The 16,717-nt window shown below is 61.6% G+C and carries 15 protein-coding genes; 13 read left to right on the top strand and 2 right to left on the bottom strand.

The features are described from left to right. Positions 1–6 precede the first annotated feature (6 nt). Positions 7–1,044: a LacI family DNA-binding transcriptional regulator gene (locus AC07XZ_RS14340; protein ID WP_102687491.1), complete on the top strand. Its 1,038-nt coding sequence runs from the start codon at positions 7–9 to the stop codon at positions 1,042–1,044. Between the two features lie 113 nt (positions 1,045–1,157). After that, positions 1,158–1,418, top strand: coding sequence for a hypothetical protein (locus AC07XZ_RS14345; RefSeq protein ID WP_102687490.1), 261 nt, complete (start codon positions 1,158–1,160; stop codon positions 1,416–1,418). Positions 1,419–1,442: 24 nt separating this feature from the next. On the opposite strand, the gene betT is transcribed toward AC07XZ_RS14345, so the two are convergent. Together betT and epsC are read right to left on the bottom strand one after the other, a co-directional pair. Further along, positions 1,443–3,404 carry a choline transporter BetT gene (betT, locus tag AC07XZ_RS14350; RefSeq protein WP_162831787.1) on the bottom strand — a complete coding sequence of 654 codons (1,962 nt, stop codon included), beginning with the start codon at positions 3,402–3,404 and terminating at the stop codon, positions 1,443–1,445. Positions 3,405–3,988: 584 nt separating this feature from the next. Then, complete coding sequence (epsC, locus tag AC07XZ_RS14355; protein ID WP_007952730.1) at positions 3,989–4,915, bottom strand: serine O-acetyltransferase EpsC; 927 nt, start codon at positions 4,913–4,915, stop codon at positions 3,989–3,991. Between the two features lie 190 nt (positions 4,916–5,105). Here epsC and AC07XZ_RS14360 point away from each other — a divergent pair, with 190 nt between their 5' ends. From AC07XZ_RS14360 to AC07XZ_RS14410, 11 genes are all read left to right on the top strand, one after another. Next, entirely contained in the window at positions 5,106–6,110 is a 1,005-nt protein-coding gene (locus AC07XZ_RS14360; protein ID WP_007952732.1) for a D-cysteine desulfhydrase, read from the top strand. 305 nt (positions 6,111–6,415) lie between these two features. Next, positions 6,416–7,216, top strand: a complete 801-nt coding sequence (gene tcyJ / locus AC07XZ_RS14365; protein ID WP_102687489.1) for a cystine ABC transporter substrate-binding protein — start codon at positions 6,416–6,418, stop codon at positions 7,214–7,216. Further along, positions 7,216–7,881, top strand: a complete 666-nt coding sequence (tcyL, locus tag AC07XZ_RS14370; protein ID WP_007952735.1) for a cystine ABC transporter permease — start codon at positions 7,216–7,218, stop codon at positions 7,879–7,881. The genes tcyJ and tcyL overlap by 1 nt, the downstream gene beginning before the upstream one ends. 4 nt (positions 7,882–7,885) lie before the next feature. Further along, entirely contained in the window at positions 7,886–8,635 is a 750-nt protein-coding gene (tcyN, locus tag AC07XZ_RS14375; RefSeq protein ID WP_064382730.1) for an L-cystine ABC transporter ATP-binding protein TcyN, read from the top strand. 456 nt (positions 8,636–9,091) lie between these two features. Next, a complete protein-coding gene (locus tag AC07XZ_RS14380) occupies positions 9,092–9,856 on the top strand; it encodes a hypothetical protein (RefSeq protein WP_102687488.1) in 765 nt (254 codons plus the stop codon). Between the two features lie 266 nt (positions 9,857–10,122). Beyond that, the gene (locus AC07XZ_RS14385) at positions 10,123–11,364 is read left to right on the top strand and encodes an SfnB family sulfur acquisition oxidoreductase (RefSeq protein ID WP_102687487.1); all 1,242 of its coding nucleotides are present in this window, start codon (positions 10,123–10,125) and stop codon (positions 11,362–11,364) included. Between the two features lie 38 nt (positions 11,365–11,402). Continuing rightward, the gene (locus AC07XZ_RS14390) at positions 11,403–12,596 is read left to right on the top strand and encodes an SfnB family sulfur acquisition oxidoreductase (protein WP_102687486.1); all 1,194 of its coding nucleotides are present in this window, start codon (positions 11,403–11,405) and stop codon (positions 12,594–12,596) included. Further along, on the top strand, positions 12,596–13,948 hold the full coding sequence (locus AC07XZ_RS14395; RefSeq protein WP_102687485.1) for an LLM class flavin-dependent oxidoreductase: 1,353 nt from the start codon (positions 12,596–12,598) through the stop codon (positions 13,946–13,948). Before AC07XZ_RS14390 ends, AC07XZ_RS14395 begins: the two co-directional genes overlap by 1 nt. A gap of 163 nt (positions 13,949–14,111) precedes the next feature. After that, positions 14,112–14,921 carry a MetQ/NlpA family ABC transporter substrate-binding protein gene (locus AC07XZ_RS14400; RefSeq protein ID WP_102687484.1) on the top strand — a complete coding sequence of 270 codons (810 nt, stop codon included), beginning with the start codon at positions 14,112–14,114 and terminating at the stop codon, positions 14,919–14,921. A 2-nt stretch (positions 14,922–14,923) separates the two neighbouring features. Further along, positions 14,924–16,048, top strand: a complete 1,125-nt coding sequence (locus AC07XZ_RS14405) for a methionine ABC transporter ATP-binding protein (RefSeq protein ID WP_102687483.1) — start codon at positions 14,924–14,926, stop codon at positions 16,046–16,048. After that, positions 16,038–16,682 (top strand): methionine ABC transporter permease, encoded by a 645-nt coding sequence (locus AC07XZ_RS14410; RefSeq protein WP_007952752.1) that lies wholly within the window; start codon positions 16,038–16,040, stop codon positions 16,680–16,682. The genes AC07XZ_RS14405 and AC07XZ_RS14410 overlap by 11 nt, the downstream gene beginning before the upstream one ends. The last annotated feature ends 35 nt before the right edge of the window (positions 16,683–16,717 follow it).

The raw sequence follows: 16,717 nt of genomic DNA on the forward strand, positions 1-16,717 counted from the left end.
CGAGCCTTGAGCGAAGAAAAGCCCCGCAAACGCCGTGGCGCCGGTCGCGTGACCCTCAACGCGGTGGCGCGCCAGGCCGGTGTTTCGGCGATCACCGTGTCGCGCTACTTCAACCAGCCGGAACAGGTCTCGCCCGAACGCCGCGAACGGATCGCGGCGGTGGTCGCCGAGCTGGGATACGTGCCGAATCTGGTGGCCGGCGGGCTCGCCTCGGCGCGGGGGAAAATCGTCGGCATGGTGATCCCGAACATCTCCGGGCCGATCTTCGCCAACACCATTCAGGGCTTCAGCGACACCCTCAGCCGTCACGGCTATCAGCTACTTCTGGCCTCGAGTTACTTCAGCGCCGAGCAGGAAGAAAACGCGGTGCGGGCATTCCTCGGCTGGTCGCCGGCAGCGTTGGTGGTCACCAGTCACTTCCATAGCGCGGGCACGGAAAAGATGCTCGCCGAGGCAGATATCCCGGTGATCGAAACCTGGGATTACCAACCGGAGCGTGAGCCGATGCAGATCGGCTTTTCTCACTTCGAAGTAGGTGTCAGCGCCGCTCGTTATCTGCACGACAAAGGCTATCGACGCATCGCCTTCGTGCAGAACAGCGCACCCGGCGACTTCAGCGCACTGGAACGCCGCGACGGTTACGCCGCGACAGTGCGCAAGCTAGGACTTGAGCCCTGGGTATTCGCACCCGACGCCGATCGCGCCCCGTTCGAGGCCGGCAAGCAAGCGATGGAAGCACTGATGAAAGCCTCCCCACGCCCGGACGCGATCATCTTCGCCAACGACAACCTCGCCGCTGGCGGCCTGCTCGCCGGACAACGCGCCGGCCTCAACATCCCCGAAGACTGCGCCGTCCTCGGCTTTGGCGACTACCCGTTCGCCGAGATGCTGCTGCCGAGCCTGAGCACGATCAAACCGCCCGCGCTGGAGATCGGCGTACTGGCGGCGACGCGGGTGCTGGAAAGTCTGGGCGTGCTGCCGAGTGATGAGGTGCAGCGGTTGAATCTGCTGCAATGCACGGTCATTGAGCGGGAAAGTACCTGACGAATATGGCGTGGGCGGGTTTGGCTATGCTCTAAATGAAACCGAGGTGGCGCCTTCGCGGGCTTGCCCGCGAAAGCGTCCGATCAAACACCGCACATCCCGCAGGCACATCCATGCACACCGCAATCATCATCTTCTTCGGCCTGATCCTGCTGGCGCTGATGTTTTACATCGGCGAGCGCATCGGCTTCAGTCGGCAGACGCTGGCCTATGTGTTCGCGGCGTTGTGGCTGGCGTTGACGGTGATCAATGGTGCGGTCGGCGTGGTGCACGCCGGGCAGCCGCTGGGGACGGAGATTGCGATCGGCAGCGCCGTTTATGGCGTGCCGCTGGCGGCGATGGTGTTGTTCATGGTGCTGAGCGCCGAGACCTGAAAGCGTCCCGGCGCCCTGCTCCGATCAACGCACCAGATGCAGGAACTGCATGTGCCGTTCGTACTGGTCGAGGATGTCGTTGATGATCTGCTCTTTCGTGTAACCAACCAGATCGTAGTCCTGACTGCCCTCGCTCAAGTGCACTTCGGCGCGGTAGTAGCGGCGATTGTTGAGCTGCTTGGAGCCCATGCCGCCACGGGCGAACGACGGCGTGAAGTAGCCGCGCATCTGCACCTGGTAGATGAACGGGTGCTGTTCACCGTGACCGATTTCCAGGCTGACGCTGTCGTGAGCCGGATCCGGTTGGGTGACCACGTTCAGGCCTTTCTCGGCGAACACGGCCGTCACTTCTTCGATGGCCGGTTTCACGGTGGTGTCCATGAAACGGTACACCTCGTCGCGCGACGGGAAGTGCACAGCCTGGCTCAAACGCTGACGCCAGCCGCCCTTGCCACGCCGTGAACCGGACACCGGCGCCAGCGAATGCAGTTGCGCGATCTGCTTCTGCGACTCCAGATAGAACGCCTTGTGCAGGCCCCACATCATCAGCAGCAGAATCAGCGAGAACGGCAGCGAGGTCAGCACCACCGCCGACTTCAACGCATCGATGCTGCCGGAGAACAGCAGCGCACTGGTCACCAGCGCGGTCATCGCGCCCCAGAACACCCGCAGCCATTTCGGCCCGTCTTCATCCGGGTTGCCGCCCTTGGCCGACAGGGTCGAGAGCACCACGGTGCCGGAGTCGGCGGAGGTGACGAAGAACACGAAGCTGATGAACACCGTCACCGCGATGACGGTCTTGCTCCACGGGTAGGTTTCCAGCAGCAGGTAAAGAGTCATCGACGGGTTGTCGAGGGCCGACATGCCCAACGCCGACATACCGTGATTGAGCACCTGGTCGATGGCGCTGTTGCCGAAGATCGACATCCACGCCAGGGTGAAACCGAGCGGAATCAGCAACACGCCGAAGACGAATTCGCGGATGGTCCGACCACGGGAAATCCGTGCGATGAACAGGCCCACGAACGGCGACCACGCGATCCACCAGGCCCAGTAGAACACCGTCCAGCCGCCGAGCCAGTCGCTCGGCTTGTCGTAGGCGTAGAGGTCGAAACTCTTCATCGGCAACGCGCCGAGGTAGTCGCCCAGGTTCTGGATCAGGGTGTTGAGCAAATGCTGGGTAGGGCCGGCGAACAACACGAACAGCAGCAGCGCACAGGCCAGCAGCATGTTGATGTCGGACATGACCCGCACGCCTTTATCCACACCCGAGACGGCGACGATGATCGCCGCGCCCATCATCAGCGTGATCAGGCCGACCTGAATCCACTGGGTGTGGGCGATGCCGAACAGATAGTCCAGACCGGAGTTGAGATGGAGCACGCCGAAGCCCATGTCCGCACCGAGGCCGAACACCGTGGCGATGATGCCGAAGCCGTCCACGGCGTAGCCGATGGGGCCGTTGATGCGCTTGCCGATCAGCGGGTACAGCGCCGAGCGCAGCGCCAGCGGCAGGTTATGCCGGTATGCGAAATACGCCAGCGCCATGCCGACAAAGGCGAACACGCCCCAGCCGTGCAGGCCCCAGTGCAGAAACAGAATCTGCATCGCCTGACGCGCCGCCTCCGCGGTGCCGGCCTCGCCTTGCGGCGGCTGAAGCATGTGGGTCAGCGGTTCGGACACGCAGAAGAAAAACAGCGTGATGCTGATCCCGGCGGCGAACAGCATGCCGGCCCAGGACAGGTAACTGAATTCGGGTTCGTCGTGGTCGGCACCGAGTTTGATCTTGCCGTAGCCCGATAACGCGGTGACCACCACGAAGACCAGATACAGGGTCATCGCGAGCATGTAGTACCAGCCGACCGTATTGGCCGCCCAGTTTTGCGCTTCGAGAAGCCAGGCGCCGGCCTGTTCCGGCATGGCGATGACCGTCAGGCCAAACAGCAGGATCACCGTCGCGGCGAACCAGAACACCGGCGGATTCATGCGCACCAGACCGCTGGCGGGGGTGGACGATGCACTCATGAACGGTGCACCTCAAGGGGTTGGAAAATGGCTGAAATGATCGGACTCAGCAAAGGCAAGCCTCCTGTTGTGAGCGGGCAGCGAACCGCCGGTTTAACTTGAATGAACGTTCAAGTTAAACATGGATAGTACGCTCAGGACTAATCGCAGGGCTCAGCGGTACCTTTCGTACGCTAGCTCAAGGTTGGGTATGACGGGGGTTTGGGCGGATTCGTTCAGTGGAAAAATCAAAGTCAAAAGCGCCCTCACCCTAACCCTCTCCCGGGGGGAGAGGGGACTGATTGGGGGATGCTTGAGAGTTTCGCCGACCTGATCTTGCTGTACCGAATCCATAATCGACTGGTTTTTTCAGATCGATGTATAGGCCCCCTCACCTCAGGGAGAGGGACTGATTAGGGGATATTCAAGAAATACGCCGACGTGAAAGTGCTTCGCTGAATCCATAATCGACTCGGTGTTTCAGGTCGATGTACAGCGCCAGACACCTCGGTCGGCTCCCTCTCCCCCGGGGAGAGGGCTGGGGTGAGGGGTAGCCCTTTAGTGCCTCACTTCTGCGTCCCGTCATCATGCTGCAGGTTGGCCTGAGTCAGGTTGCACCCGGCCGGCACGCTGCGAGTCAGCCACACGTTGCCGCCGATGGTGGAGCCTTTGCCGATGGTGATCCGTCCGAGGATCGTCGCCCCGGCGTAAATCACCACGTCGTCCTCGACGATCGGATGGCGTGGATGGCCTTTCTGCAACTGGCCGTCCTCGTCCGCCGGGAAGCGTTTGGCGCCGAGGGTTACCGCCTGATAAATCCTGACGCGCTCGCCGATGATCGCGGTCTCGCCGATCACCACGCCGGTCCCGTGGTCGATGAAGAAACTGCGGCCGATCTGCGCGCCCGGGTGAATATCGATGCCGGTCGCCGAGTGGGCGATTTCCGAACTGATCCGCGCCAGCAACGGCAGGCCCGCGCGATACAAATGGTGAGCCAGACGATGGTGAATCACCGCCAGAATCCCCGGATAGCACAGCAGCACTTCATCGACGCTGCGCGCCGCCGGATCGCCGTGGTAGGCGGCCAGCACATCAGTGTCGAGCAGGCTGCGCAAGCCCGGCAACGCGAGGGCGAAATCCTGGATGATCCTGATCGCCTGCGCCTCGACTTCAGTGTCGGCCTGAGCACTGTGACGGGCGACGTAACGCAGTTCGAGTCGTGCCTGGGCCAGCAATGCATTCAGCGCGACGTCGAGGGTATGGCCGACGTAGAAATCCTCGCTCTCCTCACGCAGATCCACCGGCCCCAGCCGCATCGGAAACAGTGCGCCGCACAGGGCTTCCAGAATCTGCGCCATCGCATCACGGGACGGCAACTCGCGTCCGCCCTGCTCTCCGGAAGCACGGCCATTTTGTGCCCGCCACTGATCCCGCGCAGTACGCAGCTGGCTGACGATGGTCTGCAATTGCCAATGGCTGGAACGCTCGCTCACGGTAAAGACTCCTCACGGGCGGCCGGACTGTCTGGCCGCGTCAACGGCGACTACTTTACGGCAAGCCCACGGGCGCGAATTAAGAACCGATAGTGCTGGCTTAAGCACATTTGGCTATAAGCGATTGGCGGTTGCCCCGGTAAATCGGCGTGCCTATAGTCCTGACATCTCCTTGCATCAGTACGGAACCATGTCCACACAACCGATCAAACAACAGCTGGACCGCTTTAACCGCCTTGACCTGCTCGGCCAACCGACCCCACTGGAAAAACTCGAGCGCCTGTCCACCTGGCTCGGCCGCGATGTCTACATCAAGCGCGATGACCTGACGCCTCTGGCCATGGGCGGTAACAAGTTGCGCAAGCTCGAATACCTCGCCGCCGATGCCCTCGCCCAAGGCGCGGACACCTTGATCACCGCCGGCGCACTGCAATCGAACCACGTTCGCCAGACCGCAGCGCTGGCCGCGAAACTGGGTCTGGGCTGCGTGGCCCTGCTGGAAAACCCGCTGGGCACCGACGACAGCAACTACACCGGCAACGGCAATCGCCTGCTGCTGGACCTGTTCGACACCAAGGTCGAGCTGGTCGACAACCTCGACAACGCCGACGAACAACTGGCCGCCCTCGCCGTGCGCCTGCGCAGCAACGGCAAGAAGCCGTACCTGGTGCCGATCGGTGGCTCCAACGCCCTCGGCGCGCTGGGTTACGTGCGCGCCGGTTTGGAGCTGGCAGAGCAGATCAAGGACACCGGTCTGCAATTTTCCGCCGTGGTCCTGGCCTCGGGCAGCGCCGGTACTCACAGCGGTCTGGCGTTGGCGTTGAGTGAAGCCCTGCCACAACTGCCGGTGATCGGCGTGACCGTCTCGCGCAGCGAAGAAGACCAGCGCCCGAAAGTCCAGGGCCTGGCCGAACGCACCGCCGACCTGCTGGGCGTGGCGCTGCCGGACAGTTTCAAGGTCGAGTTGTGGGACGAATACTTCGGCCCGCGCTACGGCGAGCCGAACGCCGGGACACTGGCGGCGGTGAAACTGCTGGCCAGCCAGGACGCCGTGCTGCTCGATCCGGTCTACACCGGCAAGGCCATGGCCGGGTTGCTCGACGGCATCGGCCGCGGGCGTTTCGACGACGGCCCGATCATCTTCCTGCACACCGGCGGCGCCCCGGCGTTGTTCGCGTACAAGGACTTTCTCTGATGCACTCGTTCCCACGCTCTGCGTGGGAATGCAGCCCGGGACGCTCCGCGTCCCTTGCCGCCGTTGAAGCGATCCCACGCAGCGTGTGGGATCAACCGAAATACGAAAAACACATATTCCACACAAGAATAACAAATGGAAAATTCATTATTTTCCATTCTAAAAAAACCGTCATATAGTCTCGCCGCAGGCGAATTTCGCGAGAGACGCATAAGCTGCTTTAAGGCAGGATAGCGCTGTCGTCCAATTCCCGGATTCGCCAACTTTCCTTAAGCGTCTTCCATAAGAAAACACAGGGGCTTGTCATGATTCTTTCCGCACTACGTCGAAATCTGCTGGTAGGTTCGCTGGGCCTGGCACTGAGCGCCGGTCTGCTGGGGCAGGCGGTTGCCGGTGAGCAACTGCAACAGATCAAGGACAAGGGCGTTATCAACGTCGGCCTGGAAGGCACTTACCCACCGTTCAGCTTCGTCGATGCCGACGGCAAACTGTCGGGTTTCGAAGTCGAGCTGTCCGAAGCCCTGGCCAAGAAGCTGGGCGTGAAGGCCAAGATTCAGCCGACCAAATGGGACGGCATCCTCGCGGCCCTCGAATCCAAGCGTCTGGACGTGGTGGTCAACCAAGTGACCATCTCCGAAGAGCGCAAGAAGAAGTATGACTTCTCCGAGCCGTACACCGTTTCCGGGATTCAGGCGCTGGTGCTGAAAGACAAGGCCGCTGCGCTGAACATCAAGTCCGCCGCTGACCTGTCCGGCAAGAAAGTCGGCGTAGGCCTGGGCACCAACTACGAACAATGGGTCCGCGCCAACGTGCCGGGTGCCGACGTGCGCACCTACGACGATGATCCGACCAAGTTCGCCGACCTGAACAACGGCCGTACCGACGCGATTCTGATCGACCGTCTGGCAGCACTGGAATACGCCAAGAAAGCGCCGAAAACCGTCGCTGCCGGTGAAGCCTTCTCGCGTCAGGAAGCCGGTGTTGCCCTGCGCAAAGGCGAGCCTGAACTGCTGGCCGCCGTGAACAAGGCCCTCGACGAACTGCGTGCCGACGGCACTCTTGAGAAGCTGTCCACGAAATACTTCAACGCTGACGTCACCCAATAATGGAAGAAGCTTTCCAACTCGCACTGGACTCCGCGCCCTTCCTGTTGAAGGGCGCGTACTACACGGTAATCCTTAGCCTCGGCGGCATGTTCTTCGGCCTGCTGCTGGGCTTTGGCCTGGCGTTGATGCGCCTGTCGCGTTTCAAGTCGGTCAGCTGGCTGGCCCGCATCTACGTGTCGTTCTTTCGCGGCACGCCGTTGCTGGTGCAACTGTTCGTGATCTATTACGGCTTGCCGCAATTGGGCATGGAACTCGACCCGCTGCCGGCGGCACTGATCGGCTTCTCGCTGAACATGGCCGCCTACGCCTGTGAAATCCTGCGGTCCGCGATCGGTTCGATCGAACGCGGCCAGTGGGAAGCCGCTGCGAGCATCGGCATGACCCGCGCGCAGACCCTGCGCCGGGCCATCCTGCCGCAGGCGATGCGCACGGCCTTGCCGCCGCTGGGCAACAGCTTCATTTCGCTGGTCAAGGACACCGCACTGGCCGCCACCATCCAGGTGCCGGAGTTGTTCCGTCAGGCACAACTGATTACCGCCCGGACTTTCGAAGTCTTCACCATGTATCTTGCCGCCGCGTTGATCTACTGGATTCTGGCCACGGTGCTGTCGCACTTCCAGAACAAGTTGGAAGAGCGGGTTAATCGGCACGACCAGGAGTCCTGACCCCATGATTGTCGTGGAAAAACTGACAAAGCAGTTCAAGGGTCAAGTCGTGCTCAACGGCATTGATCTGGAGGTGAAGGAAGGCGAGGTCGTGGCAATCATCGGCCCCAGCGGCTCGGGCAAGACCACGTTCCTGCGGTGCCTGAACTTCCTCGAGGAACCCACCAGCGGCCGGATCAAGGTCGGCGAGATCGAGATCGATACCAGCCGCCCGCTGAACCAGCAGCAGAGCCTGGTGCGCAACCTGCGCCAGCATGTGGGCTTCGTGTTCCAGAACTTCAACCTGTTCCCGCACCGCACCGCTCTGGAAAACGTCATCGAAGGCCCGATCGTGGTCAAGAAGACGCCCCGCGATGCAGCCATTGCCCTGGGCAAGAAGCTGCTGGCCAAGGTCGGCCTGGCGGGCAAGGAAGACGCCTACCCACGGCGCCTGTCCGGTGGCCAGCAACAGCGCGTGGCGATTGCCCGGGCGCTGGCGATGGAGCCGGAAGTGATCCTGTTCGACGAGCCGACCTCGGCCCTCGATCCGGAACTGGTGGGTGAAGTGCTGGCGACCATCCGCGGCCTCGCCGAGGAGAAACGCACCATGGTGATCGTCACCCACGAAATGGCGTTCGCCCGTGACGTGGCCAACCGCGTGGTGTTTTTCGATAAAGGCGTGATCGTCGAACAAGGTGAAGCGAAAGCGTTGTTTGCCAATCCGAAAGAAGAACGCACTCGACAGTTCCTCAGCAAGTTCAGAAACAACGGCTGATCCGTTAACTTTCCCGAATACAAACTTCCATGGATGGAAGTTTCGCTTACACCCTCCCCATTAAAAAATTAATCAAGTGACTGCATTACATATATATGTCCTGCAACAGTCTCGCCGCGATTAAAATTCGCCCCCTGCAAATTTCCAGCTGTACAAGCCGACCGGCGACAGAACAATAAAATCCGGCAAAAGCTGTGGCCTGATTCGCTATGCAGAATAGGTAGAGTGCCTTATGCGCGTAGGAAGCTTCTGATAAATCCGTAATTCTTCAATTAACTAATCCTCTCCGTTGACATGCCATTCGGCGAACTTTTATCTAGTCACTCATCGCGCCCCACAACATTACCTAGACCCGATAACGAATGGCCGAACGACCCTGTTTTTATTACCGGGCAATTCACGCCATTTGAACTTTCAGAAACGGATTTCGCTGCAAGGCTTCAAGGAGAGGACTTCATGACCCGCACTTCGCACATCCCCGAACTGGCCGCGCCGAGCCTGGCGCCCTCGCAAACCAACGGCATCAACCTCGCGGCAGCGGCCCATCTGCTGGTCGATGTGCCGCCCTACCCGGACATGGACACCGGCGATCTGATCGAGCTGTTCTGGAACAACTGCTACGTCGCCTCTCACCTGCTGACAGCGCAGGACGTCGCGGCCCCGGTCAGCCTGCGAGTGCCGGAAAGCTTTATCGCCAGCGGCTCGTCACGCATCCACTACCGGGTCATGCGGGTGGGTCACGGACCATCACTGTCGGCAGCGGCGCGGGTCACGGTGAAACTCGACTGCCCCGGCGGGCAGCCTCCAGCGCTATGCGGTGATGAAAACCAGCAACTCGCCCCCGTGGCGCTGCCCGACACCATTCGCCGCCAGGGGGTCAACGCGAACCAGATCAGACGCGGCGTGCCTTTGACCATTGAGCCGTATCTGAACATGGCCGAAGGCGATGCCATCACCTTGCGCTGGGGCGATGTACGGATGGATCTGGCACGCATCACCCCGGCCGATATCGGCAAGCCGGTTCAGGTCTGGGTGCCGCCGGCAATCATCACCGAGGCCGGCGAGGACCTGCGGCTGGACGTGACCTATTGCATCCTCGACCGGGTCGGCAACAACTCGCGCTGGGCACCGCCGCGAACGCTGAAGATCGGTTGCGTGAATCCCTACCTCAAGGTGCCGCTCAAGGAAACGCTGAAGGCAGCAGAGTCGCGAAAAAAATGACACACCTCGCTCGGCGAGAGGCGTCCTCCCTCGCCGCCGCGAACTTAACCAGACGGACCACGCCCCCTTCTATACATATTCCTAAAAGTTAGTTTATTTAAATTTTATACGCGCTTAGGGTATATGAACCGGACCACCGGACATTCTTTCGTTCGCCGCACCTTTGCGGCGTTTTTCATGAGATGTGAGGTAGGTAGCATGGTCCGGAACACAATCACCCCAGTGCAGATCGCCAGGGCATTGCGTGCAGCCAAGGAGCGGCACTGATGTCCAGTCTGGCAGACGCAAACGTCCAGAGTGACCTGGACATCGCCCCGCTGTTGTTGCCCGCACAAGTGCTGCGCAACGATGCTCAAGCCATCAAGGCCGCCCATGAGCTGGCGCAGGTCGCCCGCGTGCAGGCCGCCAGACGTGATCGCCATCGCAAGCTGCCATGGTCGGAAATCGAACAGTTCACCCGCAGTGGCCTCGGCAGCATTGCCATCCCGCGCGAGTACGGCGGCCCGCAGGTTTCCTTCGTCACCCTGGCCGAGGTGTTCGCGATCATTTCCGCGGCCGACCCGGCGCTGGGACAAATCCCGCAGAACCAGTTCGGCATCATCAACCTGATCCTCGGCAGCGCCACCGAGCAGCAGAAAAAGCATCTGCTGCAGAGCGTGCTCGAAGGCTGGCGCATCGGTAACGCCGGACCTGAACGCGGCACCAAGGACACCCTGGAACTGAAGGCGCGCATCACCGCCGACGGCGATGACTACGTGATCAATGGCCAGAAGTTCTACTCCACCGGCGCCCTGTTCGCCCACTGGGTGGCGGTCAAGGCGCTCAACGATGACGGCAAGCAAGTCCTGGCCTTCGTCCGGCGCGGCACGCCGGGATTGCGCATCGTCGATGACTGGTCCGGTTTCGGCCAGCGCACCACCGCCAGCGGCACGATCCTGTTGAACAACGTGCGGGTCGATGCCGGCCTGGTGGTGGACAACTGGAAAATCAACGAAAAGCCCAACACCCAGGGCGCGGTGTCGCAGCTGATTCAAGCGGCGATCGACGCCGGGATCGCCCGTGGCGCCATCGATGACGCCATCGAATTCGTCAAGACTCGCGCCCGGCCGTGGATCGACGCCAACGTCGAACGGGCCAGCGATGACCTCTACGTGATCGCCGACATCGGCAAACTGAAAATCGAACTGCACGCTGCCGAAGCGCTGTTGCGCAAGGCCGGGCAGGTGCTGGATCAGGTGCACGCCGCGCCACTGACCGCCGAATCCGCCGCCCGCGCGTCGATTGCCGTGGCCGAAGCCAAGGTGCTGACCACCGAGATCTCGCTGCTGGCCAGCGAAAAGCTCTTCGAACTGGCCGGCAGCCGCGCCACCCTCGCCGAATTCAACCTCGACCGTCACTGGCGCAACGCCCGGGTGCACACCTTGCACGACCCGGTGCGCTGGAAGTACCACGCGGTCGGCGCCTATCGCCTCAACGGCAAGTTGCCGGCTCGCCATTCCTGGATCTGACGACCCGAACACTTTTGACCAGATCTCTGGAGAAACACATGACTCTTTCCCATCCCGTCGCGCTCATCACCAGCGACGAGCAAGCCCTGATTGTCGCCAGCGACCTGGCCGAAGACTTCCAGCGCGACAGCAACCTGCGCGACCGCGAACGCCGCCTGCCGCTGCCGGAACTCGACGTGTTTTCCCGCTCCGGCCTGTGGGGCATCAGCGTGCCCAAGGAATACGGCGGCGCCGGCGTGTCCAACGTGACCCTGGCCAAAGTCATCGCCCTGATTGCTCGGGCCGACGGCTCGCTGGGGCAGATTCCACAGAACCATTTCTATGCCCTTGAAGTGCTTCGGGTGAACGGCAGCCACGAGCAGAAACAACGCCTGTACGCCGAAGTCCTCGCCGGCCAGCGCTTCGGCAATGCCCTGGCAGAACTGGGCACCAGGACCGCCCATGACCGTGTCACCAGCCTCAAGCGCGACGGCAGCGGTTATCGCATCAACGGCCGCAAGTTTTATGCGACCGGTGCCATTTACGCCCAACGCATTCCAACGTCGGTAGTCGATGAAAACGGCGTGCAGCAACTGGCCTTCGTCCCGCGCGACAGCAAAGGCCTGACCGTGATCGACGACTGGAGCGGCTTCGGCCAGCGCACCACCGGCAGCGGTTCGGTGGTGTTCGAAGACGTGTATGTCGCCGCCGAAGATGTCATTCCGTTCCAGAGCGCTTTCGAACGTCCGACCCCGGTAGGCCCGTTGGCGCAGATCCTTCACGCCGCCATCGACACCGGCATCGCCCGCGCCGCCTACGAAGATGCGCTGCACTTCGTGCGCAGCAAGACCAGGCCATGGATCGATTCGGGCAATGACAAGGCCACCGAAGACCCACTGACTCTCAAGAGCTTCGGCCACTTGAGCATCCGCCTGCACGCCACCGAAGCGCTGCTCGAACGTGCCGGCGAATTCCTCGACGCTGCCCAGGCCGAGACCAACGCCGAGACGGTTGCAGCGGCCTCGATTGCCGTCGCCGAAGCACGGGCGATCAGCACCGAAATCTCTCTGGCCGCCGGCAGCACCCTGTTCGAACTGGCCGGCAGCCAGGCCACCCTGATCGAGCACGGCCTTGACCGCCACTGGCGCAACGCCCGGGTGCACACCCTGCATGACCCGGTGCGCTGGAAGTATCACGCGATCGGCAATTACTACCTCAACGATGAAAACCCTCCGCTGCGAGGGACCATCTGATGAGCAAGAAAAAGATCCTGCTCAATGCGTTCAACATGAACTGCATCGGCCACATCAACCACGGGTTGTGGACCCATCCACGGGACACCTCGACCCAATACAAGACTATTGAATACTGGACCGAGCTGGCGAAGTTGCTGGAGCGCGGGCTGTTCGACGGGCTGTTCATCGCTGACATCGTCGGCGTGTACGACGTCTATCAGAACTCGGTGGACGTCACCCTGAAAGAGTCGATCCAGCTGCCGGTCAACGATCCGCTGTTGCTGGTATCGGCGATGTCCGCGGTGACCAAAAACCTCGGTTTCGGCCTGACCGCCAACCTCACCTACGAGCCGCCGTATCTGTTCGCCCGACGCATGTCGACGCTCGATCATCTGAGCCGTGGACGGGTGGGCTGGAACATCGTCACCGGTTACCTGGACAGCGCCGCCAAGGCCATGGGCCTGAGCGAACAGGTCGAGCACGACCGGCGTTACGACCAGGCCGACGAGTACCTCGAAGTGCTCTACAAACTCTGGGAAGGCAGCTGGGAAAACGGTGCGGTGCTCAACGATCCACAGCAGCGGATCTACGCGCAGCCGGACAAGGTGCACAAGGTCGAACACAAGGGCGAGTTCTATCAGGTCGAGGGTTATCACCTGTGCGAACCGTCGCCGCAGCGTACGCCGGTGCTGTTCCAGGCCGGCAGTTCGGAGCGCGGTCTGCTGTTCGCCGGGCGACATGCCGAGTGCGTGTTCATCAGCGGCCAGAACAAGCCGTCGACCAAGGTGCAGGTGGACAAGGTCCGCGCCAGCGCTGTCGAAGCGGGTCGCAATCCCGAGGACATCAAGGTGTTCATGGGCCTCAACGTGATCGTCGGCGAGACCGAGGAAGCGGCCTGGGCCAAGCATGCCGAATACCTGAGCTACGCGAGCGCCGAAGCGGGCGTGGCGCATTTTTCGGCCTCCACCGGGATCGATTTTTCCCAGTACGAAATCGACGAGCCGATCCAGTACGTGAAGAGCAACGCGATCCAGTCCGCCACCAAGAACTTGCAGAACAACGACTGGACCCGCCGCAAATTACTCGACCAGCACGCCCTCGGCGGGCGCTACATCACCGTGGTCGGTTCGCCGCAGCAAGTGGCGGATGAACTGGAATCGTGGATCGCCGAAACCGGCCTCGACGGCTTCAACCTGACCCGCATCGTCACCCCGGAAAGCTATGTGGATTTCATCGATCTGGTGATTCCGGAGCTGCAACGACGCGGCTCGTACAAGACCGCATACGACAGCGGCAGCCTGCGGGAAAAACTGTTTCATGGCGAAGCGCATCTGCCGCAGCAACACAGCGGCGCCCACTACCGACACTAACCCTTGCACTGATCGTTCCCACGTCGAGGCGTCGAACCGTCCGCGTGGGAATGCAGCCTGGGACGCTCTGCGTCCCGACAGCGGACGCAGAGCGTCCATTGAGGCGCGCTCCCACGCGGAGCGTGGGAGCGATCAGGCTAAATTAACTGACTGGAAAACCACCATGACCAAGAAAATCCTGTCCCACCCAGTCAAAGCACTGGCCCTGGCCTTCGGCCTGTTCAGCTCGGCGGTGTTCGCCGCCGATGCTCCGTTGAAAATCGGCACCACCGCCGCCTTCGCGATTCCGCTGGAAGCGGCCGTCGAAGAGGCCTCCAAACAAGGCCTGAAAGTCGAGCTGGTGGAATTCACCGACTGGATCGCGCCGAACGTCAGCCTCGCCGCCGGTGACATCGACGTGAACTACTTCCAGCACATCCCGTTCCTGGAAAATGCCAAGGCCGCCTCCGGTTTCGACCTGGTGCCATTCGCCCCGGGGATCATCAACAACGTCGGCCTGTACTCGAAGAAATACAAAAGCTTCGACGAGCTGCCGGAAGGCGCCAGCGTCGCCATTGCCAACGACCCGATCAACAGCGGACGCGGTCTGCAACTGCTGGCCAAGGCCGGTCTGATCACCCTGAAACCGGGCGTCGGCTACAAGGCCACCGAAGACGACATCGTCGCCAATCCGAAGAAGATCAAGATCCTGCAAGTCGAAGCCGTGCAACTGGTGCGCGCCTACGATGACGCCGATCTGGTCCAGGGCTATCCGGCCTACATCCGTCTGGCGAAGACCTTCGATGCGGGCTCCGCGTTGCTGTTCGACGGCCTCGACCACAAGGAATACGTGATCCAGTTCGTGATCCAGCCCAAAAGCAAAACCGACCCGCGCCTGATCAAGTTCGTCGACATTTACCAACATTCGCCAGCCGTACGCGCTGCGCTGGATAAGGCTCACGGCAAGCTGTACCAGGCCGGTTGGGAAAGCTGAGGATGACCGCGGCCATCCAACGGCGACTGGATCTTCCAGAGCCACCCGCGCTGGCACAGCGCACCGAACTGCATCCGGAACTGAATCGTGCTCATGTGCGTTTCGTCGGGCTCGGTAAGACCTACGACGGCAAACAAGGCCCGGTCGCCGCCCTGCAAGGCATCGACCTGGCGATCCAGCGCGGTGAAGTGTTCGGCATCATCGGCCGCAGCGGCGCCGGCAAGTCGTCGCTGATCCGCACCATCAACCGCCTCGAACAACCGACCTCGGGCCGGGTGCTGATCGATCAGGTGGACATCGGCGAGTACGACGAGGATCGCCTGGTCGCCCTGCGTCGGCGGATCGGCATGATCTTCCAGCACTTCAACCTGATGTCGGCGAAAACGGTGTGGCAGAACGTCGAACTGCCACTGAAAGTTGCCGGCGTCCCGAAAGAGCAACGGGAGAAAAAGGTTCGCGAACTGCTGGAACTGGTGGGCCTGCAAGCCAAGCACAAGGCGTATCCGGCGCAGCTTTCCGGTGGCCAGAAACAACGTGTCGGCATCGCCCGCGCGCTGGTGCATGACCCGGACATTCTGCTGTGTGACGAAGCCACTTCGGCCCTCGATCCGGAAACCACTCAGTCGATCCTCGGCCTGCTGCGCGAGATCAACAAACGCCTTGGCCTGACCATCGTGCTGATCACTCACGAGATGGCGGTGATCCGGGAAATCTGCGACCGCGTCGTCGTGCTCGAACATGGCCGCATCGTCGAGCAAGGCCCGGTCTGGGAAGTGTTCGGCAACCCACAGCACGAGGTTAGCCAGACGCTGCTCGCACCGTTGCAACACGCCTTGCCCGAAGAATTGCAAAGCCGTTTGCAGGCACAGCCTTCGTCGGCGGACGCGGCCGTGGTGCTGCGTTTGCAGTTCACCGGTAGCCAGCAGGATGAGCCGGATCTGGCCGCACTGTTCGCCGCGCTCGGTGGCCGGGTGAAATTGCTCCAGGGCGGCGTGGAACGGATTCAGGGCCATGCACTCGGGCAACTGTTGCTGGCAGTGGCGGGCTCAAAGCTGAACGCCGAGGAATTGCGTCAGCGTGCCAACCAGTGGGCACAACGCACGGAGGTGCTGGGTTATGTGGTTTGATCGCTTGCTGCAGGGTTTTATCGACACGTTTCTGATGGTCGGCGTGTCGTCGCTGATCGCGCTGCTGGCGGGTATTCCGATGGCAGTGATTCTGGTCACCAGCGACAAGGGCGGGATCTACGAAGCACCGGTGCTCAATCGCGCGTTGGGTGCATTCGTGAACCTGTTTCGTTCGATCCCGTTCCTGATTCTGATGGTCGCCCTGATTCCGTTCACCCGTTTGATCGTCGGCACCACCTACGGCGTGTGGGCAGCCGTCGTGCCCTTGACCATCGCGGCCACGCCGTTCTTTGCGCGGATCGCCGAAGTGAGCCTGCGTGAAGTCGACTACGGCCTGATCGAAGCCGCGCAGGCCATGGGCTGCCGGCGCTGGCACATCGTCTGGCATGTGCTGTTGCCCGAGGCGCTGCCGGGGATCGTCGGCGGTTTCACCATCACCCTGGTGACGATGATCAACTCCTCGGCCATGGCCGGAGCGATTGGCGCCGGCGGTCTGGGCGACATCGCCTATCGCTATGGCTATCAGCGCTTCGACAGCCAGATCATGCTGACCGTGATCGTGTTGCTGGTGGCACTCGTGGCGCTGATTCAACTGGGCGGCGATCGCCTGGCGCGGGGGTTGAACAAGCGCTGAATGGCATGGCGTATAGTCGGCAAAATCCTTTGCCG

It is taken from the genome of Pseudomonas sp. GW458-11-26-14-LB4 (genome assembly GCF_059423925.1).

Bases quoted from the DNA above. Each gene is read 5' to 3' on its own strand.
- AC07XZ_RS14345 (WP_102687490.1), top strand. From the start codon at position 1,158: ATGCACACCGCAATCATCATCTTCTTCGGCCTGATCCTGCTGGCGCTG.
- betT (WP_162831787.1), bottom strand. From the start codon at position 3,404: ATGAATCCGCCGGTGTTCTGGTTCGCCGCGACGGTGATCCTGCTGTTT.
- AC07XZ_RS14360 (WP_007952732.1), top strand. From the start codon at position 5,106: ATGTCCACACAACCGATCAAACAACAGCTGGACCGCTTTAACCGCCTT.
- tcyJ (WP_102687489.1), top strand. From the start codon at position 6,416: ATGATTCTTTCCGCACTACGTCGAAATCTGCTGGTAGGTTCGCTGGGC.
- tcyL (WP_007952735.1), top strand. From the start codon at position 7,216: ATGGAAGAAGCTTTCCAACTCGCACTGGACTCCGCGCCCTTCCTGTTG.
- tcyN (WP_064382730.1), top strand. From the start codon at position 7,886: ATGATTGTCGTGGAAAAACTGACAAAGCAGTTCAAGGGTCAAGTCGTG.
- AC07XZ_RS14380 (WP_102687488.1), top strand. From the start codon at position 9,092: ATGACCCGCACTTCGCACATCCCCGAACTGGCCGCGCCGAGCCTGGCG.
- AC07XZ_RS14385 (WP_102687487.1), top strand. From the start codon at position 10,123: ATGTCCAGTCTGGCAGACGCAAACGTCCAGAGTGACCTGGACATCGCC.
- AC07XZ_RS14390 (WP_102687486.1), top strand. From the start codon at position 11,403: ATGACTCTTTCCCATCCCGTCGCGCTCATCACCAGCGACGAGCAAGCC.
- AC07XZ_RS14395 (WP_102687485.1), top strand. From the start codon at position 12,596: ATGAGCAAGAAAAAGATCCTGCTCAATGCGTTCAACATGAACTGCATC.
- AC07XZ_RS14400 (WP_102687484.1), top strand. From the start codon at position 14,112: ATGACCAAGAAAATCCTGTCCCACCCAGTCAAAGCACTGGCCCTGGCC.
- AC07XZ_RS14405 (WP_102687483.1), top strand. From the start codon at position 14,924: ATGACCGCGGCCATCCAACGGCGACTGGATCTTCCAGAGCCACCCGCG.
- AC07XZ_RS14410 (WP_007952752.1), top strand. From the start codon at position 16,038: ATGTGGTTTGATCGCTTGCTGCAGGGTTTTATCGACACGTTTCTGATG.